General features: G+C 55.2%; 1 protein-coding gene. It reads left to right on the top strand.

Translation table 11 applies throughout. The features are described 5' to 3' along the window. The first annotated feature begins 67 nt into the window (after positions 1-67). On the top strand, positions 68-1048 hold the full coding sequence (locus MJ643_RS30380; protein WP_024086516.1) for an IS5-like element ISPa26 family transposase: 981 nt from the start codon (positions 68-70) through the stop codon (positions 1046-1048). Positions 1049-1193: the final 145 nt, after the last annotated feature.

Here is a 1193-nt window from a genome sequence, read left to right as displayed (position 1 = left end):
GGAAATCCTGAAAAAGACTTCCTGATTTGGCAAAATCCCCGGACACCAATCGCCGAGCTTTTCGATGATGAAACAAATGACCTTCGCCGATGCCGAGTACGCCGGTAAGCGCAAGCAGACCCGCAAGGAGCTGTTCCTGATAGAGATGGATCGGGTCGTACCCTGGGAGGGTTTGATTGCTCTGATCAAACCTCATTACCCAAAGGGCGAAGGGGGCCGTCCAGCCTATCCGCTGATGGCGATGCTGCGGATTCATCTAATGCAGAACTGGTTCGGTTACAGCGATCCGGCGATGGAAGAGGCGCTGTACGAGACGACGATCCTGCGCCAGTTTTCCGGTCTGAGCCTGGAGCGAATCCCGGATGAAACCACCATCCTCAACTTCCGTCGCCTGCTGGAAAAGCATGAGTTGGCCACCGGTATTCTCGGCGTGATCAATGGCTATTTGGGCGACCGTGGCTTGTCACTGCGACAAGGCACCATCGTCGATGCCACTCTGATTCATGCGCCCAGTTCGACCAAGAACAAGGACGGCAAACGCGACCCGGAAATGCATCAGACCAAGAAGGGCAACCAGTATTACTTCGGTGCCAAAGCTCACATTGGTGTCGACGATGAGTCCGGGCTTGTGCACAGCGTGGTGGTCACTGCGGCCAACGTCGCGGACGTAACCCAAGTCGACAAACTGCTGCACGGTGGTGAGAACGTGGTCTGCGCTGATGCGGGCTATACCGGTGTAGAGAAGCGTGAAGAGCATGAGGGGCGCCAAGTCATCTGGCAGATTGCAGCCCGGCGCAGCACTTACAAAAAGCACGGTAACCGCAGCGCGTTATACAAAGCGATACGTAAGATCGAAAGAGCCAAGGCCCAGGTTCGCTCCAAGGTTGAGCATCCATTTCGGGTGATCAAGCGCCAGTTTGGTTATACGAAAGTGCGCTTCCGAGGCTTGGTGAAAAACACTGCTCAGATGGTGACGCTGTTCGCCCTGTCGAACATTTGGATGGCGCGTCGACATTTGCTCTCCAATGCAGGAGAGGTGCGTCCGTGAAGAGTGAAGTGACTGCTGCGAGGTGCTTGCAGCGGCAAAAAAGGCTGAAATAGACGGCAGGTTTGACCGGGATTTGAGCGGCTACCGTTTTTTGAAAGTGTCGATGGCGAAGTAGCCGGAAAACAGGGGCTACTTCAGACCATCC

Origin of the sequence: Pseudomonas sp. PNPG3 (genome assembly GCF_023093815.1) — a bacterium.
In the GTDB taxonomy this organism is placed as follows: domain Bacteria; phylum Pseudomonadota; class Gammaproteobacteria; order Pseudomonadales; family Pseudomonadaceae; genus Aquipseudomonas; species Aquipseudomonas asiatica.
Note: the sequence above shows the minus strand (reverse complement) of the source record. Positions and strands in the feature narration are given on the sequence as shown.